Origin of the sequence: Prosthecobacter sp. (assembly GCF_020439865.1) — a bacterium.
In the GTDB taxonomy this organism is placed as follows: domain Bacteria; phylum Verrucomicrobiota; class Verrucomicrobiia; order Verrucomicrobiales; family Verrucomicrobiaceae; genus Prosthecobacter.
In genome coordinates this window covers 1-24009 of record NZ_JAGRPF010000152.1, presented here as the reverse complement: position 1 = coordinate 24009, position 24009 = coordinate 1, and the positions used below count along the sequence as shown (strand labels likewise).

Below are 24009 nucleotides of genomic sequence, written 5' to 3'. Positions count from 1 at the left end.
ATTGTTGTGCAGGCTTTGGCATACAAAACAACGTGGGGTCGTCCACACTGCACCACAATACGCACCACCACACCAGAATTGCGCACCCCAGACCTTATGAACACCTTCTTTCGCCCTCTTCCTTTTTGCGTCTGGATCGCCTGTTTTGGCTCCATCGCCCTGTTGATCGGCCAGGTCGCCGGAATCGCGACGATGCACACACTCCTTCTGCCTGTCGCACTGCCCTGTGTGGGGGTGATCATCGCAGCGTGGCTGCTGGCATCGGCCAAAGGAGACTGGTTTCTCACGGAGCGGCTGCGTCTGGGCCTCGTCGGTGGGCTCTGGGGCACAGTTGGTTACGATGCAGTGCGCGTGCCGCTGCACTTGATGGGCCTAAATCCGTTCCCGCCTATCCGGGCCTACGGCATGTGGGTGTGCGGTCTCGATCACGCCACGCCATGGACCGATCTCGCAGGCTTCACGTATCACATCAGCAACGGGATCACCTTCGGCTGGATCTTTGCGTTGCTCATGACGGGCCGTCATTGGGTCTGGGGCGTGCTGTGGGGACTTGGCCTGGAGGCGATGGCTGTCGTCACGCCGTTCGGTGAGCTCTTTGGGCTTCGCGCATTTTCGCAAACCGTGATCATAGCCTTCGTGGCTCATCTGTTTTACGGCTATCCGCTCGGTCGTGTGTGCCAAGTGCGCGCTACGCGCGGCCTCGGTGTGTCACTTGGCTGGTCGGGCACGGCCATCATCGCGCTGGCGGCGTGGTTCGTGCTCGCGTGGCAGCCGGTGGCCGGTTATCCAGAGCTTTCAGGCCGCGTGATCCGCTTTGGTCCCGTCGCGATCTTCCCCGGCGTGCGGGATGTTCATCTGCCGGCAGGCGCCGACCTCACGCTGCGCAATGAAACCGACCGAGAACTCAAAGTGCGCATGCGCAGCACCAAGGAAGGCCATCATAGCGCCGGTGTGGAGATCGTGCTGCCGGCGAAAAGCGAAACAAAGCAGGTGCTCCCTGCTGCGGGCCTTTACCAGCTCGGCGTTCCAGGCGAGACGTGGCGCAGCACGTGGGTTTTCGCTTGGGAACGTTAAACAGTCCCCGGAAGAGGCGGTGGCTCGTGGCGCTTCACCTTGGCTAGCGCCTCTCCCGCGAACTTGGCTTTGGGAATCTCGCTCGGTGGCACGGGCAGCAGAACGTTTTCCTCCTGAATGCCGGTGCGCGTGATGAAGGCGTAGCAGACACGCAACCAGCTCCGGCCATCCTCCTCTTCAAGCGCCACATCCCGCAGCCATGAGCCGGGCATCGACCACGAATGCAGTTCGTCTCCGAGCATCACGCACTTTTTGCCCACACGTACCCGTGTTTCTGCTTTACCAAGGCGACGCATGCGCGCGCCCGGTGTCAGTTTCGCCAGCAGCCCCGTCATCACCATGAGCAGCAGCATCACCACGCCAACGACGATGCCTGCATCCGGATCAAAGACGATGAAGCCGACGCCGAACAGCACGCAGAAGAACCACACGATGCGAAGCAACCCCATCTTCATGGTCTTCTCCTCCTCACACTGCAGTTGAAGAATCTCACGCCAGAGTTCCGGCGGGATGCTCCACTCCACGATGAATTCGCCCGTGCCGCTGAGCAGGGCCTCGGCCTGCTTGCCGCGGCTGCGGAACACCAGCGCGGTGATGAGTGCCGTGAGTGACACCATCCCGCACAGCATGATCAGTGCGAAACCGATATCCATCATGTCCCAGCCGGCCAGACCCGGAACAAAACAGGCGAGAAAGGCAATCAGCGCCACGATCCAGGCGCGGCGTGCAAATTTGAGGTCTCGATTCATGGTTGGGTGGGGATGAGTTTCACGTCGTCAAAATACACCGGACCTTCCATCCAGATGGCCTCCACGCTCACGCTGACCACCTTCTTCGGCAGGTCGTAAAAGCTGAACTCCATCTCACGCCATTGTCCGATGGGCCGCACGACCGCATCACGGATGATCGAGTTGCCGATGTCGTTCACCAAGCGTACGCGGAGGCGGATGCCTTCGGGCGATTTGCCGTCGTCGAAGCGGACCAGCTTTGTGTTCTCCGGCAGCAGCAGACGCAGCGCAATCGTCGCCTCAGGTGTGCCGACAGCCAGTTTAAGCGGCAGGTCAAAGCTCATCTCATCCGGTCCGATGATGCGGGCGACGTGATTGCCCTTCTGCGTTGGATCAGTCACGATGACGGCTGTGTCGCTGTTCGGACCGGTGGAAACCGCCGTTTCGAAATCACCGCCCTGCACACCGCGTGCGCTGCTTTGCGGCGGCGTTGGCGTGTTCACCGTGCCGCCGCTCAGTCCGCGATCTTTGAGAAACTCCGCCAACGGCACAAACTCGCCCGAGACCGGCTCCATCCATTCGATGCGTCGGTCCGCACGCGAGACACGAAACAGGCCGACCATCGGACTCACATTTGGCTCGAAGCCGGAGTCCTTCGAGTGCGTCTCCCGCAACGACATCTCCGACCATCCTCCTCCATCATACGGCTCCGCATGCATCGCGATGCCGACACCACGTGGCATCGACTTCTGCAATTCGACGAGCCAGGGCAGCTTTTGAAACCACAGGATCATCTCCGCGAGATCCTGTGCCGCGGCGACTTCTGGACTCACCGGCACCGCAGACACAGGCGGCGTTTGAGTGGTAGTCGCCGACGGAGAGGGCGCGGGCGTCGTCACCGCGGGAGCTGGGCTGCGTTTCAACCAGCCCAGCAATCGTTCGCGCTGGCTGTAGCCCGCAAAGCTCAGCGCTCCGACCACCAACGCCACCACGATAAGCAGCAACGGCGGGTTGCCCGCTGCTTTCGCCGGAAGCGGCGCGGCGCATGGCATTGCGGGCGGCGAAACCTCCACCGGAGCGCCGCACTGTTCGCAGAAACGCACTCCTTCAGCGAGCGCGGCCCCGCATTTCGCACAGCAGTTCTGGTTCGACGGCGTGCTCATGGGCTGATGACTTCCACCTGCAAGCCGTCGTTTGAAATCTGTACCTCAACGACGGGCGTGCCGCTGAGGATCGTTGCCTCGGTCTTCGATCCGCCGACCACTTTCAGCGGCTGCTGCGACATGCCTTCACGGTTTTCCGGCGTGGTGAAAAACACATCCACATCGTCCTCTTTGTCCCGGTGAGTGCCGCGATGCACGTTCGCACGGTCCTGGCGCAGGACTTCGATTACTTTGCGCAGCGGCGTGCCTGATGAGTTCACATGATCCTGCGCGCTGAGTCTTGCACGATATGAATCTGGCCTCACACCTACGGATTCGCCGCCCTCATTGCCAAGCGCTGCGGGAGATTCGATCCAGCGCACGAGTTCAAATCCGTCACTCTTCGCAGCCATCACAGCCACCGCCGTCATCAGGTCACCGCCTTCCGGCATCGTCACGAGTTTCACCACCCAGCCGCCCTCCGCGCTGGTGCCGATCCATTTCTCGACCCAATACGACGACGGCGTGGGGTTGGCCGTCCAGCGAAAAGCCGCTCCGGTCTGCGCCTTGCCTGTGAGAGCCTTTACCTGCAACGGCGCAAATGCCGCGCCGTTCCAGCGGAACAAACGGAACGTCGTGGGTGACACATCACTCTGCGGCGCGGGCACGATCAGTTCCACTTTGCCGTCATGATCGATGTCCGCCGCAAACTGCGGGAGGCTGATGCCGAAATCCCATTCCCCAAATGCCAGCGGATGATCGACGGCCAGCACCTCCGGGCTCTTCCACAGTACCGTGCCTTGAGCATCTTTTACCAGGATTTGGAAAAATGTGCCCAGTTGGTCATCTGCTCCCACTTTGCGCCGCGAGATCTGCTCCGGCACGCCGTCACCATTCAGATCGGCCGACAGCGTGAGCGGTTCCGTCGGAAACTCTTCGCCACGAAGTGTCAATACGGGCAGAAGCATCACTGCCAGTGTGAGAACCAGCCGCAAACCGGTGGAAGTTTTCATGGTGATATCGTACGGCCCTTTGTCCGATGTCACCACCCGGCTATTGGGCACTCCCAGCCGTTTCTTGCCCCATCTCAGCCTGTCAGGCCGGGGGGCGTCTCTTGCGATCGACGTTCAAGTGGGGGCAGTTGCCAGCAATCAAACGAATCTGGCAAGCTTACTCGTCACGCTCCGCCTTTCCGCGCTTTGTTTTGTCACGCTTCGGGGCCGTGTAGTCGGTGGCGTCGGAGAGGCACCAGGCGAGATCGGCCATGACGGCAGGGGATTTGGCGTGCGGATCGTTTCGCGTCGTGAGATAGCCTTCCAATCCTTTGGCGAGCGTGCGGATCAGTTCCCGCTGCGCGGGATCGTGGAAGAGGTTCTTCATTTCAAACGGATCGCTGTCGAGATCGAAGAGTGCGGGATCATCGGTGGGCGAGAGGATGAGCTTGTGGCGCTTTGTGAAGGTTGCCAGCCACCCTGCGCCTCCACTGCTTGCTGCGCCTTCTCTGGCTGTGCCGCCGATGCGGACGAAGGCCTGATCGACCCAGCCTTCGGGTGCTTTGCCGGATTTGAGGAGAGCGGAAGCATCACGACCTTGCATGGCGGCTTTGGCTTCGACGCCGAGCAGGCTCAGCAGCGTGGGTTTGAAATCGACGGTGCCGAGCGCTTCGTTGATGACGGTGCCGGGCTGGATCATGCCGGGCGCGGCGATGACGAAAGGAATGCGGGCGCTGCCTTCGCAGGGGATGCCTTTGTTGTAGCGGCCGTGCTCGCCGCACATGTCGCCGTGGTCGGAGGTGAAGACGAGGATGGTGTTCTCAAGCTGGCCGTTCTGGCGCAGCGTCGCGAGGATGCGGCCGATGTTGTCGTCGATGCACTTCACCATGCCGAAGTAGAGCGCCATCTGCCGTGCCACGAAACGGTCCTGCATGATGCTGGCGAAGGATGGCAGTTGATCGCCCTTCGTCAGCGCAGACTTCGGCTGCTGGAAGGGTTTCGGATCAAACATCGTGTCGTATGGCGCACGCACGGTGTTCGGCCCGTGAGGATCGGGGATGCTTACCATGAAGCAGAAGGGCTTCTCCTTGTTCTTGTTGATGAACTCGATGGTGCGGTCCGCGAGGAAGTCGGTGGTGAAGGATTTGTCGTCGGCATCGGCCACATCGTAGTTCGGGGTGCCCTTCTTATCGGTCGCCGCGACCTTGGGACCGCTCGCATCTTCGCCGAGTTTCTTCCAATGGCCGCGGTTGAACATGTAGCGGTTGTCCTCGAAGCCAAACTTACGCGCTGGCGCCCAGCCGGGCTTGGCCGGTCCGTCGAGATGCCACTTGCCGGCATAACCCGTGGCGTAGCCGTTCGCACCGAGCACGGCTGCGAAGGTTTCCATCGAGTCGAGCATCGGCAGATCATTCGAAATGCTGCCCGTGTTCTGCGGATACACGCCGGTCATTAGCGCGGCACGCGATGGGGTGCAAACCGGCGACGTGGCGTAGTAGCGCGTGCAGATGGCGCCGCGTTCCGCGATGGAGTCAATGTTCGGCGTGTCCACCTTCACGCCTTCGCCCCAAATGAAGGCCTGCTCCGGCGGCAGCAGTTTGCGATAGCAGCCGAGCGTACGGAAGTTGTGCTCGTCCGTCTGGATGATCAGCACGTTCGGCTGCGCCGAAAATGACGACTGTGCGACGAGAAGTGACGATAGAAGGATGAGAGCGATGCGCATGGTGATTCAGTTGGGACGATGTTGGTCAAAGGTCTTCTGGTGGTGGCGCATGATGTCGTCGCCTTTCACGTCATAGCTGCCGGTGGCGGTGTGAGGAACCTCGGGGATGGAGAGGAACTTATGAGCGATGCCGAGTTCCTTCAAGTAGGTGGAGTATTGGAGATTGAACTCGTAGTTGAAACACTTCGTGCCGTCCCAGACGAGAATGTTCAGCGCGGGTTTGTCAGTGCGGGATGCATAAACCTTCGCGAGGTCCCAGGCGTTGTAGCCGACGGGCAGGAAACGCAGGTTCTCGGATTCGTAGCCGTCGTTTTCCTGAATGTGCTTTTCAGGACCGTAGCCGGAGCCGCCAGGTGCGACGGAGAGAAACAGCTCGGGATGCTTGAACATGATGCGCGTCGTGCCGCGTCCGCCCTGCGAGTAGCCCTCCAGCGCGCGACTTTCGCGTGTGCCCCAGGTGCGGTAGGTCGCGTCGATGTGCGGGACGACTTCCTTCACGAACACGCTCTCGCCCATGCCGTTCTTGATCTCCGGCATGTCATACCAGCTCACCGGACCGCCATTCGGGAAGACATAGATCGTCGGCTTGATCGTGCCCTTCTTGATTGCTGCATCGACGTAGGTGGCGAGCTTCACGCTCTTGCTCTCGCCGCCGGGACGACCACCGTGCAGATGATAAACGACCGGATACTTCTCCTGGCTCGTTTCATAACCCGGCGGCAGGTAGATGTAGTAGCCCACGTCGATGCCCATGGACGGGCTTTTGAACGTCGCGTGCTTCACCGTCGGCGGCAGGATCTTCTTGGCCCACTCGGCATTCACCATGGGTGAGACCCAGGAAAATGGAGCCGGAGCGGCATTGGCTTTGGGCTTGTCTCCCTTTTGGGCGAAACACAGTACAGGGGAGGTCAAAACGAGACAGATGAAGAACCGAAGCATTGCGCCTGAACGGCGGAATCGCGGGCAAGTTTCACGAGCTCTCCGCGTTAGCACGCCATGCGCCTTCTGACCGCCCTCTGCCTTCTTTTCGTCTCCTCGTTTTCCGTCGCCGCTGATCGGCCCAACATCGTCTGGATCGTCTCAGAGGACAATTCCATCCATTATCTGAAGCACTTCTTCCCCGGCGGCGCAGAGACTCCTGCCATCGAAGCGATGGCGGCGCATGGGCTGACCTTTGACAACGCCTTCTCAAATGCGCCCGTCTGCTCCGTGGCGCGCACGACGCTGGCAACGATGTGCTACGGCCCGCGCATCGGCACACAGTTTCATCGTCGCTACAAATCGCCGCCGCTGCCGGACGGCGTGCGCATGTTCCCCGAATATTTGCGCAAGGCAGGCTACTACACGACGAACAACTCCAAGACCGACTACAACGCCGAGGCCGGCAAGGAGGTGTGGGACGAATCGTCCAACAAGGCCTCCTGGCGCAACCGACCCGATGCGAAGCAGCCCTTCTTCCACATGCAATCGCATGCGCAGTCGCACGAGAGCTCGCTGCACTTCAACGAGCAGACCTACAAGAACGTGAAAACGAAGCACGATCCGGCCAAGGTTCAGCCCGGCGCCCACCTGCCCGACACACCGTTGTTTCGCTACACACACGCCCTCTATCTGGACAAGCAGCAGGTCATTGACGACATCGTCGCGCAAACGGTGGCTGATCTGCAAAAGGACGGCCTGCTGGAAGACACGTTCATCTTTTATTTCGGCGATCACGGCGGCGTGCTGCCGCGTGGCAAGGGCTACGTCTATGACACAGGCCTTCATGTGCCGCTGGTGATCCGTGTGCCGGAGCACTTCAAAAACCTCGTGGAAGGCGCGGATCTGGGTGCGCGCGTGCCCGGCTTCGTGCAGTTCATCGACTTCGGTGCCACGGCGCTTCAGCTCGCCGGTGTGCCATTGCCGCACGGCATTGATGGCAGGGCGTTTCTTGGCAAAGGCGTCCCGATCAAAGACGTGAACGAGCGTGACGAGGCCTTTGGCTACGCGAACCGCATGGATGAGAAGTACGACTTCGTCCGCACGCTGCGGAAGGGGAAGTATCAGTACATTCGCAGCTTCGAGCCGTGGCTGCCGGATGGACTGCACAACAACTACCGCTACAAGATGCTGGCCTACGAGGAGTGGCGTCAGCTCTGGAAGGACGGCAAGTTCAGCGGAGCTCCCGCGCAGTTCTTTGAACGGAAGCCGGTCGAGATGCTGTTCGACTGCGAAGCTGATCCTTGGACGGTGAAGAACCTCGCCACCGATCCGGCGCATGCGGCGACGCTTCAGGATCTGCGCGGCCGTTTGCAGCAGCAAATGCGCTCGATGCCCGACCTCAGCTACTATCCGGAGAGCTATCTCGCCGCACACGCCATGGACAACCCGGTGGCGTTCGGCCAGAAGCATCTTGATGAGATCCGTCAACTCGCAGACATCGCCGATCTCATGCTGCGCCCGTTTGCAGAGGCCCGGCTCGGCATCGAAGCCGCATTGAAGAGCGATGTGCCGATGCAGCGCTACTGGGGCGCCATGGTCTGCACCGCTTTTGGCAAAGACGCCGCTCCGCTGACCGATCTCGTGCGTCCGCTGCTCAACGATCCATCCGAAATCGTGCGCGTGCGCGCGCTCGAGTTTCTGGGTTCCCTGGATGTGATGAATCCGCAGCCCGCCCTGACGGACATCGTCAACAAGACCGCGGATCCGGTGCTTGCTGTCGAAGCGTTGAACTCCGTCGTCTGGTTCAAGGATCACTTCGCGGGCAAATACTCCGTGAAGCGTTCGGATTTTCATCCCCTCGTCAAAGGCGGCGACGTTGACGACCGGTTGAACTACATCAACGGCGTGCCCTATCCGCCGAATGCAGGCGCGAAAAAGAAGAAGGGCAAGAAGTAGGCGCGACGACCGAAGCTTTACTTCACCGGCACCTGCTTGGACTGAATGAGTTCGAGCGAATCCTTCATGCCGGTGCCCACGAGGCCGGCGAAGTTCACTTTGCCGCCGGGGACCTCGGCGGGGATGGCGAAGGTGACATCGATCTCTCCGGTGCCGCTGGCTTTGACCTCCTGGCGTTCGATGCGTCCGTTGTTGCCGTCTTTGAGCGTGACCTGGACCGGCTTTTCGCCGAGGTCGGCGGGGAAGGTGTGCTTGAGTTTCACGGTGGCCTTCTCGCCTGCGGTGACATTCGTGGGAATCTCGAGCTCAATGAGGCCGGCGGTCTTTTTGCCCTTCGCCTTGGGTGCGGCGGCTTTACGTTCCTTGCGGCTGGTGCGCTCCTTCTCGATCTCGAGCATCCAGTTCTCGCGGTAGGCGGCGTCGGCTCGGTGACGGAAAATCTCCAGCAGCGGATCCTTCACGCGGACCATCCAGTCCTCCATCGCTTTCTCTAAAGCGGTGACCTCCTTCGCGTGTGCCGGGTCGGCGATGAGATTTGTGAGCGCGTCAGGATCGTAGCGCACCTCGTAGGCTTCTTCCGGCACGCGATGATCAAAGAGATCGATGCGTGCGGCGATCTGCTCGTTCGTCTTCGCGAGCACGCGCATCTGTCGGCAGGTGGAGGTTCCTGCGGTCGCGCCGGTCATCACGCGGGTGCCGTTGGACCAGGGATTGAAGATGTAGACGAAGTCCTTCGTCTGCACGGCGCGCATTGGCGTGCGCTGGCCGCCGGAGTTCTCGTCATACGATTTGAAGACCATGTCGCGCCCGTCCTGCGACTCGCCTTTGAGCAGCGGAGCGAAGGACCGTCCATCGAACCCGTCCGGCTTGGCCACGCCGACCATGTCGAGCAGCGTAGGCAGCAGATCGACGGTGGAGACCATGTTCGTGTCATCGACCGCACCCGGTTTCGTGACGCCTGGCCAGCGGATCATGAGCGGCGTGCGCGTGCTGTGATGGTAGAGCTGGGTTTTGGCAAACGGCAGCGGCATGCCGTGGTCGGAGAGGAAGACGATGATCGTGTTTTCATCTTCGCCGGAGGCCTTCAACGCCGCGAGGATCATGCCCAGTGAGTCGTCGGCGCGGCGCACCGATGAGTAGTAGTGCGAGAGCTCTTTGCGCACGACCGGATCGTCCGGCAGGAAGCCGGGCACGGGCACCTCTTCGGGGGTGAAGACCTTCGACGGCACGTTGTCGTCCGGCACGGTCTGTCCCTTGCCGCCCTCGGCATAGAAGGGCTTGTGGGGATCGGCGATGTTCAGCAGCAGGCAGAAGGGCTTGCCGGCGGCCTTGGCGGCTTCGATTCCCTGAGTTGCCGCTTTGCCCCATGAGGCGGGATTCTTCACATCGTCCTTCTTCTCTTCGCCGAGAATGAGGTCCCAGGGGAAGGGCGAGTAGGGCGTGGAGTGCGAGACCTTGTGACGGATGCCGATGAAATAGCCGGCGTCCTTCATGATGTCGCCGAGCACCGGATAGTCCTTGTCGTTCTTGCTCATCGAGCGGAAGCCCTGGATGCGGTTGTTGTGCGGATAGCGTCCGGACCACATCACGTTGCGCGAGGGCATGCAGTTGCCGACGACGACGTGCGCGTAATTGAATCGCAGGCTCTGCCCGGCCAGCTTGTCCATGTTCGGGGACGTGTCCGGCAGCTTGCAGCCGTAAACGCCGACCGAGTCGCAGCTCATGTCATCGACGGTGACGATGAGCAGATTCGGCTTCGCCGCATGCAGCGATGCGGCAAAGGTGACCAGGAGGAAAAGAATGGCGCGGTTCATGGCCTGCTGTGAACGCAGGTCGGGGAGCGTCTTTTCAGGGATGTGGGCTGGCCTTCGGGATCACTTGGCCGCCTTCTTTTTGCCCTTCTTCTTCGCCTTGCGCGGTTCGTCGTCGCTCTTGCCCTGGCGGGTGCTTGCGAGATTTTCCGTTTCCATGCCGTGGTCTTTCTGCTGGGCGACCCAGGCGTCGAGCTGCGTTTGCAGCCGGGCTTTGATCGTCTCGAATTCGGGATCCTCGGCCAAGTTCTTCATTTCCTCAGGGTCCGACTGCAGGTCGTAGAGCTCTTCGCCAGGACGTTTGAACAGCCACTTCACACGATCGGCGAGCTTGTAGTTGTTCTCAGCGTCTGCTTTCCACGACTCAATCGGCTGGCCCTGGTGAATGCCGCCAATGGTGTAGGTGTTCTCGGGTGCGAGGTTGCGGATGAGCTTGTAGCGCGCGTCGCGCACCATGCGCATCGGGTAGGCTTCGAGCGCGCCGTTTGTGCCGAGGGTCGTGTGCTGGGCGAAGACGTAATCGCGCAGCCTGTCGATCTCGCCACGCAGGACGGGCAAAAAGCTGATGCCGTCGAATCCGGTCGCTCCGTTCGCGTCCGGGCAGCTCACGTCGATCCTTGTCGGATCGATGCCCGCCGCGTCAAGAAACGTGGGAGGCACATCGACATACTGCATCAGCGCTTTGCTGCTGCTCCCGGGCTTCACCTTTCCAGGCCAGCGCACCAGCGCAGAGGCGTGAATGCCGTTGTCATAGACGCTCCACTTGCCGCCGTAGGGAAAGCTGCTGCCCTGCTCGCTGACGAACATGACGAGCGTGTTCTCGGCCTGCTGCGTGTCATTGAGCAGCTTCATCAGCGCGCCGACCTGTTCGTCGAGCTTCGTGATTTCGCCGTAGTAGGCGGCGAGGAGATCGCGCGTGATCTTGTTGTCGTGCAGGTAGGGCGGGATGGTGAGTTTCGTCGGATCGTACTTCGGTCCGCGGGTCCAGGGGCCGTGGGGATCGTTCGAGGCAAAGACCATGAACCATGGCTGTGAGGCATCGCGTGTCACGAACGACTTCGTGACGGTGAGATCATCCGCACCCTCGATGTGCTCATAAGGGAATGACGGTTTCGGTCCGACGTGCTCCTTGTTTTGCAGCGCCACGCGGTAGCCAGCGTCCTTCAGATGCGTGAAGAGGCTCTTCGTGCCGTCATAAACGCGGGTGTGGTTCGGATACGCGCCGCTGCGGATCGGGTAGAGGCCCGTGTAAAGCGCGTGTCGCGTCGGCGAGCATGTGGTCGCCGGATTGAACATGCCGCGCAGGTGCATGGATTCGGTGCGCAGCTTGTCGAGGTTCGGTGTTTTCACCTCCGCATTGCCTTCATAGCCCAGGTCCCGCCAGCAGAGGTCGTCGGCGATGATGAGAAGGAAGTTCGGGCGCTGTGCCGCCGCGAAGGACGAGGTCAGCAGCAGGACGAAGAGCAGAGCGGGGAGAGATCTCATGGGTGTGGGGGAAGGTTCCGCCCTCCAACGCACAAATGAGCCGCGCCTTGCCATCACCTTGGCGCAAGTTGCACTGCCCACTGGCGTTTCCACCGGCCAACCACATGCCATCCATGAAACCTGCTTGCCTCCTCCTCGCCTCCATCGTTCTGACCTCCGCTGTTTCCGCCGAGGAACTGGGCCAGCTTGTCTTTGAAGATCACTTTGATCGCAACGAGTCGCAGGAGCAGAAAGACGAGCCCGGCAACGGCTGGGGAACTAACAGCAAGACGCGCGCGAAGGGCAACAAGCAGGTCGATCTGCGCGATGGCGCGATGTACATCTACCTTTCCCCCGAGGCGAATCACGCCGTCTCCGTGACGCATCCCGCCGAGTTTACCGACGGCGCGGTGAGTCTGCGCTTCATGCTGGAGGACGCGAAGGACAGCCTCGGCCTCGATTTTGCTGATCTCGGCTGCAAGGAAGTGCACGCTGGCCACCTCTTCGCCGCGCGTGTGAATCCGAAGCAGGTGACGCTGCAGGATTTGAAAACCGGCAGCATGCGGCTGGACATCAGCGAAGCGCGTCAGGAGAAAAAGCCGCTCAACGAGGAGCAGAAGAAGGCGATGGAAGGCAAGCAGAAGGTCATCCCGCTGGCCTCGGAAATCGGCAAGTGGCACGATCTCGTCGTGAAAATCTCCGGCGATGAACTTAGCGCCACGATCGACGGCAAGGACGCCGGCAGCTTCAAATCGCCCGGCATCGCCCACCCCACGAAGAAAATGCTGCGCCTCTCCGTGCCACGGAATGCCGTGGTGGATGATGTGAAGATCTACAAGAAGTGATCTGCTTCAGCGAAACCGCAGCGAGTAGAGGTCCGCATCGCTCATTTCAAAGCGCAGGCGCACGGGCTTGCCGGCGAGGGCGCTGAGGTCGGGTGCGGATTTCCAGGTCACGGTGCGGGCGATGTGGTCGCCGTAGATGGGTTCGTTGTCGTTGAGGGTGAAGCCGGGCAGCGGATTGCCTTCGGCATCTTGAAATTCGACGCGGATCTGGCCGGCGGCGCTGGTGGAGTAGTTGATCTCCAGTTCCTTGCCTGAGAAGACGAACGGCTTCGTGATGAACTCGCCTCCGGCAAGCGGCGCATTGACCGAGACAAAGCCGTCGAGGCGCAGGGTGAAGCGTCGGCCGCCGGTGAGGAACATGGACATCTCGGCGTCGCCCGTTTGATGAATGCCGATGGCGGCGTAGTTCGCACGATCGGCCCAGCCGTCCTTGCCGATGCCGGGACGGATGAAGCTTTCGGTGAATTCGCGGTCGTATTTGCCCCCGCCGCGCGTGCTCATGAACAGGATGTCTGTGGCCGCGCCGCGCTTGTCCATAAAGCGCGTCGGCAGTGCGATGTAGATGTGCGGCGCGCGAAAGTAGGGCTGCGTGCAGGCAGTGTAGAGATGCTCCTTCGGCAGGTTCGCCTGCATCTCGACAAACGGCGTCCAGTGGATGAAATCCTTCGACGTCGTGCGGGCGATGCCGCGCATGCCGCCGATGAAACGGCGGAAGTAGCAGACGTAGCACTGCTCGCTCTCGCTCCAGAAGGCGTAGTTCTGCGAGTCGAAGTACTTGCCCCACGCCTCGGGAATCACCGGTTCCTCGCGCAGCTTCTTCCAATGAATGCCGTCGGGCGATGCGAAGGCTTTCAGTCCGCCCGGTCCGCGCTTGTCACGCACGGCGAGGTGCTCCGCATGCGACTGGTAGGCGAGACCGCCGAGCGCCTTGTATTTCTCCTCTGCAGGCACGCCGGGGCGCGTATCGATGAAGGGCGTGAAGTTGTGGTTCACCAGGAACTCGTTCATCAGCACGATGTTGCCCTGCGGAAACGTGGGATGCTCGTGGAGTCCGAGCTTCGGCAGCGTCCAGTGGATCGCATCGTGGCTCTCGGCATAGAGAGTCACCTCGCCTTCGTGATACTGCTCCCAGCCCTGCTTCCAATGGTTGCCCGGCTTCGTGTCGCCACGATAGTAGAACTGAAACTTGTCCGCTGCTTTCAAGACGGTCGCGTAATGCCCATGCGGACGCGGCGGCGACACCGGCGGCGCGAGTTGTGGCTCATGCAGCTTCAGCGACGTGTTCTTCAATTCGCCGACGAGAAACCGGTCCACAAACAGCTCGCGTCGTGACCCGATGTTCACCGGCTCGACGGCATGTGCGGCCAATGTCGCCGCGAGAAGAGTCCACAGGCATTTCATCGTCATCGGGAGTTTAAGCACGCGCACGTTCCAGCGCCGCGGCGATCTCGCGTTCGATCACCGGCAGCGGATTGAGCAGCTCCAGCGGGTTTTCCACCGGCGTGACCTCGTTCGTGCGTGGATCCCAGTTCACGGGGCCGAAGCGGCAGGGCGCGGGATTGCCGGTGAGGATGTGCATGCCGGCGTCGTCCTTGTCGAAATGCCAGAACTCGAACGGAAAGTGGATGAAGCCGTGCTTCTCCATCATCGCGCAGATGTCCAGCCGCGTAGCGATGTGCTCCGGCGCGACAAACGGCGAGCGCATCGGCGTGCACTCGCTCATTTCGAGATACGGATAGCCGCGCCACACCTCCGAGCCGTCCTCGCGGTTGAACACGCTGATGTCGATGGCGGAGCCGGACATGTGCGCGCCGATCTTCGGCATGTTCGCCGTGAGCACGATGGCGCGGCGGAACATCATCTCCGGCGTCGGAATCTGCCCGCCGAGCTCCCACATGGTCTTCTTGAGCACGGTGTCGAACACGGAAGGCTTCCGCACGAGCTGCCGCTGCATGTCCAGCGAGCGAAAGCCGTCTTCGATCTTCAGAATCCACCCGCGTTCGTTCATCTCGCGGCCGATGGTGATCACATCGCGCACGAGGCTCTCGCGCAGGAAGTAAACGCGGTCCAGATCCCCCGCGATCTTCGAGGTGGAGAACAGCATCTCCACGCCCGCTTCCGTCGCCGCTTCTGGGATCGAGGCAAAGCGCTCGCCGCATTCCTTCACGGGAAATTCGATGAGCTTCTGCACGATGGCATAACCCGCCTCCATCTGCTCATTCCAGTAGGCGCGGCGGGCTTGGTCGTCGGTGGGTGAGGATATTGACATCATGTAACAACTCGCCGGAAAACTGCCTTTTCTGTCAGTCAGTGAAGACCTCATCCATGTTGCCCGCGAAGAAGGGGGGATTGCTGGAACGACTGCCGTATTGATAGCGAGCAAAAGCGCGCCTAGTCGTGCGATCAAAAAGATAGAAGAGGTCCGTCGCCATGTCGGGATTGTCATTGGTGACACGAATCGCCAGGCAATCGCCTTCAAACACTTGAGCACGCACGCTGATATTGCCGTTTGAAGTCCCGTCACCGGGCAATGTGTTGGCATCCAACAGCATCCGGTGTGCCTGGTGTTCGCCGACCTCAATTTGTCCGGCAGGAAGCCTTAGCAGTCCCTCTTCAAAGTCTTTTAGCGGTATTGCGACCATGTCCTCAGTCAGCTTGTTGGCTTGTTCCTGGGACGGATAAAATCCGTGGTAAGTCTTGGGAGGCCAGCCGAAGGCCGCGCACATCAGTGTTAACCCGAGGTTATGCGGCCCTTGGCGGATCATTTCGCCACCATCCACCAAGCAGCCGCTGCTGCTGGCGTAGCACCGCGTTTCAGGCTCGAGGTTGTACGCTTCAGGCGTCGGCAAGCCGAAAAACTGGAAAGAAGGGCGTGCCGAGAACCAACTCATGATGCCGCTCACGAACAAGACAACCATGGGAGACAAACCAACCGCCAGCAGAGGTCTCGAGCGCTTGGACTGCAACGCATTTACAATGAGGAAAACACAGACAAACGGAACGAGCAAAGTCAGCGGCCCTAAAGCCATTAAGACCCACATCGAACCTACGGACAAGAAGACCCAGAACCAGCGCATAGGCGGCACGAGCTCTTGAGACGATGTATTCATGCCGCACGGTGATTCAGATTGCCCCAGCTTCAACTCCTGCCCGGCAGGCATGTTCTACTTCACTGGCGTTCCCTGCAGCCGCGCCTTCTCCTCCGCCTCGCGCTTGACCATGTCTTTGGGATGCTTCGAGAAGGACTCAAACACATCGCCGACGACGCGGTCGGCGAGTTTGCCGAGTTCTCTGAGGAGAATGGCCTCGGCTTCGGGTTTGAGGTGGCTTCGGTTCGGTTCATAGCCGCCGACTTCGTGCGCGGCGGCGGTGGCGATGTAGCCGATGTTGCCGTTCGCGTAGCCGACGATCACCGGCGTGGCGCGGTCGGCGATGGCCTGCTCGAGTTTGAAGCCGTACTCGACCATCGGCTCGCCGGGCATGGTCAAAAAGAGAAACGGACCGACCTTCATCGCCATGAGCTCTGCTTTCACCGGCTGCTCCTTGCCGGGAAGGTCGATCACTTCGCTGGCCACGCGGATTTGATAAAAGGTCTCGCGCTTCTTCAACTGCTCGCGCGTGATGCTGAACGCCGCGGCGCGTGCGGTGGCACCGCCGAGATCGCGGCCGGCCCATTGGATGTCTGCTTCGTCGGCGCAGCGGTAGGGATAGCCGGGCAGGTTCGGGCGGATGTCACCGGCGCAGCCCTGCATGAACATCGACGCCGTTTTTCCCGCGTAGCATATCTCGACAAAGGTCTGCGCCTCGCCGGGGTAGTCGGCGGTCATCATCGGAAAGCCCTTCGGATACGGCTGCGAACCTTTGTCACCCCAGGTGAAGAAGCAAGGATGGCAGACGGCGTGCATGAGAATGGCCATCGGCGCGAGCGACTTTCCGTCATCAAAGCGCAGCACCTTCACGCGCGGATCATTCGGTCCGTCCGGGTTCAAGCGCACGACGGCACGTCCATCGATCGTCTTGCGACGGTTGATGCCGAAGCTGATGCGATCCACACTCATGCCGATGCTGACGGGGCGCATGCTGGCGGCGGCTTCCTTCGCTGCCGCGCCGATCTTTTTGATCAAATCGGAAGCCCAGCGCATGTTCTCGTTCCAGCCGGGGCCGGAATGATTGTGCGAGGCGCAGATCATGATGTTCGCCGCTGGCACGCCGCTGGCCTTTTCGATTTCCGCACGCGCCTGAGCAACCATCTCCTCCCATGCTCCGATGGTGTCCATCGTGACGATGGCCGCCTTTGTTTCGCCGTCGTCCATCAGCAGCACGCCCGCGCGAAGCGGATCGCGCACGCCGTTCACCTCGCGGGTATGTCCGGTGACGATGACGCCCTTCACCTCCGGCGGCGTGATGTCCACCTTCGCGACACCGGCTTTGAGATTCGAGGTGACGGGAAACTGGCCGTCGATGACCTGCGCATGCGCGGAGGCCAGGAGAACGAGGAAGAGCAGATGTTTCATGACTTGGGTTTCAGGAAGAGAACTTCGGCGCGTTCGATCCAGCCTTTGCGCAGGTCCATGCGGAACCAGCCGTCGCTGTTCTTGTAATTGATGCGCACGCCGCTGCGCGGGCCGAATTCTTTGAGGTCGTATTGTTCCCACGTCTTCCCCATGTCGGGCGACCAGATGATGCCGCAGGCGTAGGTCGAAGCCGGCGCGCAGTGCGTGGCGACGAAGACGCCGTCCTGCACGAGCATGTTTGCGGATTCAAACATCGGATTGAAGAGCATTGTGTGCTGCGAGGTGTCCGTGATGTCCTTCGGATCGCACACGAAGATGCCGCGGTCATGCCGGTTGGCGATGGCCGGGCCGTTCGCATCGGCGATCCAGTAGACCTTGTCGCCGATGAAGTTGATGCCGCCGCATTTGAAGCGCGAATTCGAGTCCACTGAAATGACGTGCTTCCAGTCCCAGGCATCCGCTTTGGCATCATACGTGCCGCGGATCCAGTGCACCTCCTTCCCGAAACTGCGGTCGATGTCGCCCGTGCAGGCGTAGAAGGCGTTCTCGGCGGGATTGTAGGTCACATTGTGCACATGACGGGCGATGAGCTGGTTGCTCGGATCGCCGAGCATCGGCGCATCCGGTGGTGCGTCCTTCTGCTGAAACTTCGGATTCTGCCCAAAGGCATAGGCGAGCTTCACCGTCTCGCCGTTGTCGGTCGAGTAATAGACGTTCACCGGCACCGCGCCGCCGAGCACGTTGCAGTAGTTGCCCCATACGAGCATCTCCTTGCCGTTCACTTCGAAGCAGTGCTCGCCGTCGAGCGAATGGAAATACCAGCCGGGCTGATCCGCCTTCACCGGCGTGTGCGGCCGGTACTCGCTGCCGTCCGGCCGCTTGACGATGATCTCGCGATGCGTCTTCAGATTGTCCGTGCTGAGGAAGAGCCGGTTGAGCGTCGCGAACAGCACGTTCCCATTCTTCAAGATGACGCTGAAGGTGATGTTCTGCGCTTCGGGGAACTCCGCGCGATGCGGCCACGTTTTGCCATTGTCCTCGGATAGCAGGATCTGCGTGCCTTGAAACGCGAAAGCCTTGTTGTCGCGCTGCGTGTCGATGTAGGGATCGTCCGCAGATGGCATGCGGTAAAAGAAATGCTCCGTATCGCCCTCGATCGCCGCGGCGGAGAGCGATGACTGGAACCCGGAAAGCCAGAGCCCTCCGGCGGTGGCGGCCGTGCTGCGAAGAAACTGACGACGGTGGAGTGAAGTCGGAGCGTTCATGCGATGCGTTATCAAACGCACCGACGACGCCACTTTCCTCGCTGCTCAGCGAAACCGCAGCGAAAACACGTCTGCGTCGCTCATTTCGAAACGCAGGCGCACGGGCTTGCCCGCAAGTGCGCTGACGTCGTTGCCGCCCGCCCAGGCTGCGGCGCGTTCGATCGCATCGCCGATGAGCGGCTTGGACTGATCCAGCTTGAATCCTTCGATAGGCGCTCCGTTGGCGTCCTGCACCTCGACGCGGATCTGGCCGCCCGCGCTCGTGGCAAAGTTCAAGATGAGCTTTTTGCCGGTGAAGATCAGCGGTTTCGTGACCCACTCGCCGCCTTCGTAGGGCGCGTGAATCGACATGAACCCGTCCGTGCGCAGCGTGTAGCGACGGCCTGCTGACGCGTAGATCGATATCTCTTCCGGTGAAGTCGGGACGATGTGGTAGGCCGTGTAGTTGGATCGATTTCCCCACGCGGCGGGGTCAAGGCCAGGGCGAATGAAGGCGTCCTTGGCGGTCCGGTCAAAGTGCAGGCCATCGCGGCTGGAAACGAACATGATGTCCGTCGAGGAACCGCGCTTCGAGAGGTAGCGTGTGGGCAGGCCGATGTAGAGATGCGGAGCGCGGAAGTAGGGCTCCACGTTGCTGGTGTAGAGCTCCTCGCCGGGCAGGTTGATCTGCACATCGACCGGCTGCGACCACTCGCGGAAGTCCTTGCTCGTCGTGCGTTTCACCGAGCGCAGTGATTTGGCGAGCTTGTTCTCAAACGATCGGAAGTAGCACAGATACGACTGCTCCTGCTCCGACCAGAACACGATGTTCTGCGAATCAAACTTCCCCCATGCGCCCGGAATCACCGGCGCGTCGTGCAGGCGCTTCCAATGAATGCCATCAGGCGACGCATAGGCGCGCAGTCCGGGCGGCGCGTATTTCTCGCTGAACTCCTTCACCTTCGCATCCGGGTAGGACTTGCCGCCGAGCCCCTTGTAGCGTTCCGCCGCAGGCACACCGGGACGCGTGTCGAGAAACGCGGCAAAGGTCTGCTCCACACCGAACTCGTCCATCATGATCACATTCCCTGCCGGAAACGCCGGCAACGCATGCAGGTCCAGCTTCGGGGCCTTCCAATGGACGCCATCCTTGCTCTCATAGTAGAGCAGGATGTGGTTCAAGTAATGCGCTTCAGGTCCGTCCTCCTTCCATCCGACCTTCGGATCCTTCAGCGCCCGCACGATCATCTGATAGCGCCCTCCCGTCTTGAAGACGTTGCCCCAGGGCATCACGGGCTGTGCATCGCTCTCATGAGATGTCAGCACCGGATGATGGAGCTCAAATGCCGCACCGCCTGTCATCGATTCGATGAGATGATCATCGACCATCAACTCCAGTTGTGAGCCGATGTTGACCGGCATCGCGGGCGGCTTTTGTGCAAACAGAACTGATGAGGCCCAAATCGCTACGGCACAGACAAAGAATCGCATCATTCGTCAACGCGACACGGTTCGCGTAACTTCATCCAATCTGTTGGGTCATTCCTGAGCCGCCGCCTTCTTCTTGCCTTTGCCCTTCTTCTTGGTGCCGCCTTCGTTGGGATACGGCTTCACGTTGGCTCGCTCGGCCCATGCCTCCCATTGTGCGGCGAGTTCTTTTGCCTTCTCTGGCTGCTCAGCAGTCAGATCGTGCAGTTCGGTGCGATCGGCCTTCATATCGTAGAGCTCCCACGGGGCGTTGCGGCCTTTGCGAACAAGCTTCATGTCACCCAGACGCACGGCGGCGTTGCCTTCGTGCTCCCAGAACAGATAGCGCGACATGATGCCGGTGCCGTTGAAAACGGTGGTCAGGGTGTGGCCCGCCATCGGCGTGATGGGCCTGCCCTTGAACTCCTTCGGATATGTGGCGCCGCCGACACGGACACACGTCGTCATGATGTCGACGAGATGCGTGGGCGTATGACGGAGTTCGTTTTTCGCGGTGATGCCCGCCGGCCAGTGCGCGATGAGCGGCGTGGCGATGCCCCCTTCGTGGTTGTAGTGCTTGAAGAGGCGGAAGGGAGTGTTCTCGGAAAAGGCCCAGCTTTCGCCGCAGAACCAGTTCGACGTCGCCTGCGTCGGATCGCCTTCGGTGCGACCCTTGGGTCCGGACTCGGCGTTGCCTCCGTTGTCGCTCATGAAAAGGATGAGCGTGTTGTCGAAGACGCCGCGCTCCTTCAGTCCGGCGACGAGATCGCCCACGGCCTTGTCCATGCGATACACGCAGGCCGCATAGACGGCCATGAGGTGGTCGAAGCGCTCCTTTTCCTCCGCCGGCACCTCCGCCCAAGGCTTCACGTCTTTCGGACGCGGTGACTTTGCCCAGTCTTTGTTGATGATGCCCATCTCAATCTGCCTGGCATAGCGCGCATCACGGATCGCTCCCCAGCCGGCCTTGTACTTACCGCGAAATTTCTCGATCGCATCCGCTGGTGCCTGCAGGGGGAAATGCGGCGCGTTATGGCAGAGATGAAGATAGAAAGGCTTCTTCTCCGCCAGCGCCTCGTCGATGAACTTCAGGCCGAACGTCGTCCACAGATCGGTGGTGTACCAGTTTTTCGGCAGACGCGGATCATCGGCCTTGATGGACTCGCCATTAAGCCAGAGATCATAGCGCGGCGATCCGGCATAATAGAACCCACCGGCTGCAGGATTCAGGCTGCGATCGAAGCCACGACCCCAGGGCGTGACGCCGAGGTTCTGACCGACATGCCACTTGCCGCTCATGATGGTGAAATAGCCCGCCGGTTTCAGCACCTCAGCGATGGTGACGCATGAGTCATTGAGCCTGCCGCGATAGCCCGGCACGCCTTTGTCATCCGTCATGTGGCCGACGCCGGCCTGATGCGGATACAATCCGGTCAGCAACGACGCACGCGTGGGACAACAGCGACCGGTGTTGTAAAACTGCGTGAAGCGCAGTCCGTCCGCCGCCAGCGCATCGAGGTTCGGCGTGGGAATCTCGCTGCCATAGCAGCCCAGATCACTGAAGCCCATGTCATCGACGAGAATGACTACGATGTTCGGCTTTTCGGCCGGTTGCTGGGCAAACAGGACGCACGAGGTCCAAAACACGAGAGAACAGATGGCAAAACGCATGCGCCACCAACGCGATCGGGTCAGAGTTCCTTCAGCGGATTCGTCGGCTCAGGCCATGATCCCTTTCACGACTTCGCCATACACATCGGTGAGGCGGAAGTCGCGGCCGGCGTAGCGGTAGGTGAGCTTCAAGTGATCGATGCCGAGGAGATGCAGGATCGTGGCGTGGAGGTCGTGCATGTGGACCTTGTCGCGCACGGCGTAGTAGCCGAATTCGTCGGTCTCGCCATACGCGAGGCCGCCTTTCACGCCGCCGCCGGCGAGCCACATGGTGAAGCCCTGCGGATTGTGATCGCGACCGTTCGAGCCCTGCACGATCGGCGTGCGGCCGAACTCGCCGCCCCAGACGACAAGCGTGTCTTCCAGCATGCCGCGCTGTTTCAAATCGGTGAGCAGTCCGGCGATGGGGCGATCGACCGCGGCGGCGTTCTTGGTGTGACCGCTGACGAGATTCGAATGCTGGTCCCACACGTTCGGTGTGCTGACCTGGATGTAGCGCACGCCTGCCTCGGCAAAGCGACGCGCGAGCAGGCACTGGCGGCCGTAGTTGTCGGTCGTTTCGTTGCCGATGCCGTAGAGCGCTTTGATGTGTTCGGGCTCGTGATCGATGTCCATGACGCCGGGAGCTTCGCGCTGCATGCGGAAGGCGAGTTCCATGCTTTGAATCATGCCCTCGATCGGCGCGTGACGCGTGCGCTCGAACTCCTCGCGGTTCATCGCCTGCAGCAGTTTCATTTTGCGCAGCTGGCGATCGGAATCGCCGCCGGAGTCGAGGAAGCGGAAGGTGGCGTCCTTGCCGAGCTTGCCCGCGCGGCCGACGGTCGTGCCCTGATGCGCGGCGGGAAGGAAGGCGCTGCCGTAGTTGCGCGGACCGCCGTGCGTGGCGGGCGGGCTGATGCTGACAAAGGCGGGCAGGTCGGCGTTCTCGGTGCCGAGACCGTAGCTGATCCATGAGCCCATCGACGGACGCACGAAGTTGTCCGAGCCGGTGTGAATCATGCACACCGCCTGGCCGTGCGACTGGCCTTTGCTCTGCATGGAGCGGATGACGCAGAGGTCGTCGAGACGCTTCGATACTTCGGGAAACAGATCGCTGCCCCACAAGCCCGCCTCGCCATGCTGCTGAAACTTCCACGGCGAACCGAGCAGCTTCGCCTGCGCCGTCGCGGACGGATCGAGGTTCTTTGCCGGCGCGAACGGCAGCTTCTTGCCATCCATCTGCTGAAGCATCGGCTTGTAGTCAAACGTGTCCACCTGCGACGGGCCGCCGTGCATGAAGAGGAAGATCACGCGCTTCGCACGCGGCGTGTGGTGCAGTCCGCGCGGCAGGCTGGCCGCAGTGGCGAGGCCGTTGAACGCGAGCGAGCCAAAGCCGCACGCGGCGGTTTTCAACGCGGTGCGGCGGCTGATTTGAGGAAGGGCATTCATGGCATCAATCGAGAAACAAAAACTCGGTGGAGGCGAGCAGCACGTGGGCGAGATCGGCGAGCGCCTGCTCGCGGTCATTGCCGGACTGTTCGACGAAATCGTTCGCGCGCTTCATGCCAGCGGCATCCGGCGCGTGACCGAGGATCACTTGATGCAGCCATACGACGGGCTCCGGTTTGGCGTAAGCCTGTTGGGCGAGCGTGGCGGCCTGCTTCTGCAAAAACTCGCTGTTGAGAAGATACAGCGCCTGCGTGGGCACGGTGGTGAGCGGGCGGTCGCCGGAGACCATCTCGGGATTCGCAGCGTCGAAGATCTCGAGTTCGGGAGCGAGGTTGTTGCGTGCAACAGGCAGGTAGATGCTGCGACGGCGCTCCTTGTCGAACTTCATCGGCTTGTCGAGATCTTCGCCATAGGTCAGCGCCGTGGCGTCGGCCTGCTCGAGATTGAGATCACCGGCGAGGAAGAGCAGGCTGTCGCGAATCTCTTCCGCCGTGAGACGACGATAGGACCGACGGCCGAGCAAGCGATTCTCCGGATCGGCGACGGTGCGCGGTGATTTCGCCTCGGCGGCGAGCTGGTAGGTGCGGCTGAGCACCATCTCGCGAATCAGCGTCTTGAATGAGCCACCGCTGGCGCGGAATTTCGCGGCGAGGTGATCGAGCAGCGCGGGATGCGTCGGCTTCTCGCCCTGCACGCCGAAGTTGTCCACGGTGCTGACGATGCCGCGTCCGAAAAGCTGCGCCCAAAGGCGATTTACGATCACACGGTCGAGCAGCGCGTTCTCCTCACTCGTCATCCACGAAGCGAGTTGCAAACGACCGCTGGAACCCGGTGCGATCTTTGGCGGAGCGCCGCGAAACAGCACGCTGGGATAGGTGCGGGCGATTTTCGGACCCAGCTGGCCGACCTCGCCACGCACACGCAGATGAATGTCGCCAGCGTCGCGTGCATCGCGCGGCGCCATCGCCAGGTCGGCGTCTTTGAGCTCGTTGATCTGCTTGCCAAGTTCCTTCGTCAGATCTTCGCTTT

At 61.1% G+C, this 24009-nt stretch carries 19 protein-coding genes; 3 read left to right on the top strand and 16 right to left on the bottom strand.

All coding sequences use genetic code 11. From position 1 onward, the window contains the following. The first annotated feature begins 96 nt into the window (after nucleotides 1-96). Nucleotides 97-1074: a hypothetical protein gene (locus tag KDL09_RS18875; RefSeq protein ID WP_294388684.1), complete on the top strand. Its 978-nt coding sequence runs from the start codon at nucleotides 97-99 to the stop codon at nucleotides 1072-1074. Here KDL09_RS18875 and KDL09_RS18870 read toward each other — a convergent pair. The 5 genes from KDL09_RS18870 to KDL09_RS18850 all read right to left on the bottom strand — a co-directional run bounded on the left by KDL09_RS18870 (nucleotide 1071) and on the right by KDL09_RS18850 (nucleotide 6598). Further along, the gene (locus KDL09_RS18870; RefSeq protein ID WP_294388681.1) at nucleotides 1071-1823 is read right to left on the bottom strand and encodes a hypothetical protein; all 753 of its coding nucleotides are present in this window, start codon (nucleotides 1821-1823) and stop codon (nucleotides 1071-1073) included. The two genes, KDL09_RS18875 and KDL09_RS18870, sit on opposite strands and share 4 nt — an antisense overlap. Next, complete coding sequence (locus KDL09_RS18865; RefSeq protein ID WP_294388677.1) at nucleotides 1820-2965, bottom strand: zinc ribbon domain-containing protein; 1146 nt, start codon at nucleotides 2963-2965, stop codon at nucleotides 1820-1822. The genes KDL09_RS18870 and KDL09_RS18865 overlap by 4 nt, the downstream gene beginning before the upstream one ends. Next, on the bottom strand, nucleotides 2962-3957 hold the full coding sequence (locus KDL09_RS18860; protein ID WP_294388674.1) for a hypothetical protein: 996 nt from the start codon (nucleotides 3955-3957) through the stop codon (nucleotides 2962-2964). The genes KDL09_RS18865 and KDL09_RS18860 overlap by 4 nt, the downstream gene beginning before the upstream one ends. Nucleotides 3958-4114: 157 nt before the next feature. Beyond that, nucleotides 4115-5659, bottom strand: coding sequence for a sulfatase (locus KDL09_RS18855; RefSeq protein ID WP_294388671.1), 1545 nt, complete (start codon nucleotides 5657-5659; stop codon nucleotides 4115-4117). A 6-nt stretch (nucleotides 5660-5665) separates the two neighbouring features. Beyond that, complete coding sequence (locus KDL09_RS18850; protein ID WP_294388669.1) at nucleotides 5666-6598, bottom strand: alpha/beta hydrolase-fold protein; 933 nt, start codon at nucleotides 6596-6598, stop codon at nucleotides 5666-5668. Nucleotides 6599-6655: 57 nt separating this feature from the next. On the opposite strand from KDL09_RS18850, the gene KDL09_RS18845 reads away from it, so the two are divergent. Continuing rightward, nucleotides 6656-8536 (top strand): sulfatase-like hydrolase/transferase, encoded by a 1881-nt coding sequence (locus tag KDL09_RS18845; protein WP_294388666.1) that lies wholly within the window; start codon nucleotides 6656-6658, stop codon nucleotides 8534-8536. A gap of 17 nt (nucleotides 8537-8553) precedes the next feature. On the opposite strand, the gene KDL09_RS18840 is transcribed toward KDL09_RS18845, so the two are convergent. Both KDL09_RS18840 and KDL09_RS18835 read right to left on the bottom strand, forming a co-directional pair. Further along, on the bottom strand, nucleotides 8554-10350 hold the full coding sequence (locus tag KDL09_RS18840; RefSeq protein ID WP_294388664.1) for a sulfatase: 1797 nt from the start codon (nucleotides 10348-10350) through the stop codon (nucleotides 8554-8556). Nucleotides 10351-10410: 60 nt separating this feature from the next. After that, the gene (locus KDL09_RS18835) at nucleotides 10411-11832 is read right to left on the bottom strand and encodes a sulfatase (RefSeq protein ID WP_294388662.1); all 1422 of its coding nucleotides are present in this window, start codon (nucleotides 11830-11832) and stop codon (nucleotides 10411-10413) included. Between the two features lie 113 nt (nucleotides 11833-11945). On the opposite strand from KDL09_RS18835, the gene KDL09_RS18830 reads away from it, so the two are divergent. Further along, on the top strand, nucleotides 11946-12656 hold the full coding sequence (locus tag KDL09_RS18830) for a hypothetical protein (protein ID WP_294388661.1): 711 nt from the start codon (nucleotides 11946-11948) through the stop codon (nucleotides 12654-12656). A 6-nt stretch (nucleotides 12657-12662) separates the two neighbouring features. On the opposite strand, the gene KDL09_RS18825 is transcribed toward KDL09_RS18830, so the two are convergent. From KDL09_RS18825 to KDL09_RS18785, 9 genes are all read right to left on the bottom strand, one after another. After that, nucleotides 12663-14057 carry a hypothetical protein gene (locus tag KDL09_RS18825; RefSeq protein WP_294388659.1) on the bottom strand — a complete coding sequence of 465 codons (1395 nt, stop codon included), beginning with the start codon at nucleotides 14055-14057 and terminating at the stop codon, nucleotides 12663-12665. Nucleotides 14058-14070: 13 nt separating this feature from the next. Further along, entirely contained in the window at nucleotides 14071-14928 is an 858-nt protein-coding gene (locus tag KDL09_RS18820; protein ID WP_294388655.1) for a M15 family metallopeptidase, read from the bottom strand. A gap of 31 nt (nucleotides 14929-14959) precedes the next feature. Beyond that, nucleotides 14960-15817 (bottom strand): hypothetical protein, encoded by an 858-nt coding sequence (locus KDL09_RS18815; protein ID WP_294388654.1) that lies wholly within the window; start codon nucleotides 15815-15817, stop codon nucleotides 14960-14962. Nucleotides 15818-15820: 3 nt separating this feature from the next. Further along, nucleotides 15821-17170, bottom strand: a complete 1350-nt coding sequence (locus KDL09_RS18810) for a hypothetical protein (protein WP_294388650.1) — start codon at nucleotides 17168-17170, stop codon at nucleotides 15821-15823. Next, nucleotides 17167-18435 (bottom strand): hypothetical protein, encoded by a 1269-nt coding sequence (locus KDL09_RS18805; RefSeq protein WP_294388646.1) that lies wholly within the window; start codon nucleotides 18433-18435, stop codon nucleotides 17167-17169. Before KDL09_RS18805 ends, KDL09_RS18810 begins: the two co-directional genes overlap by 4 nt. A 45-nt stretch (nucleotides 18436-18480) precedes the next feature. Then, entirely contained in the window at nucleotides 18481-19836 is a 1356-nt protein-coding gene (locus KDL09_RS18800) for a hypothetical protein (RefSeq protein ID WP_294388642.1), read from the bottom strand. Nucleotides 19837-19953: 117 nt separating this feature from the next. Next, nucleotides 19954-21552, bottom strand: a complete 1599-nt coding sequence (locus KDL09_RS18795) for an arylsulfatase (protein ID WP_294388639.1) — start codon at nucleotides 21550-21552, stop codon at nucleotides 19954-19956. Nucleotides 21553-21600: 48 nt separating this feature from the next. Beyond that, complete coding sequence (locus tag KDL09_RS18790) at nucleotides 21601-22980, bottom strand: DUF1501 domain-containing protein (RefSeq protein ID WP_294388636.1); 1380 nt, start codon at nucleotides 22978-22980, stop codon at nucleotides 21601-21603. A 4-nt stretch (nucleotides 22981-22984) separates the two neighbouring features. Then, nucleotides 22985-24009, bottom strand: a 1025-nt coding sequence (locus KDL09_RS18785) for a DUF1553 domain-containing protein (RefSeq protein WP_294388630.1), incomplete at its 5' end; no start/stop codon positions are given.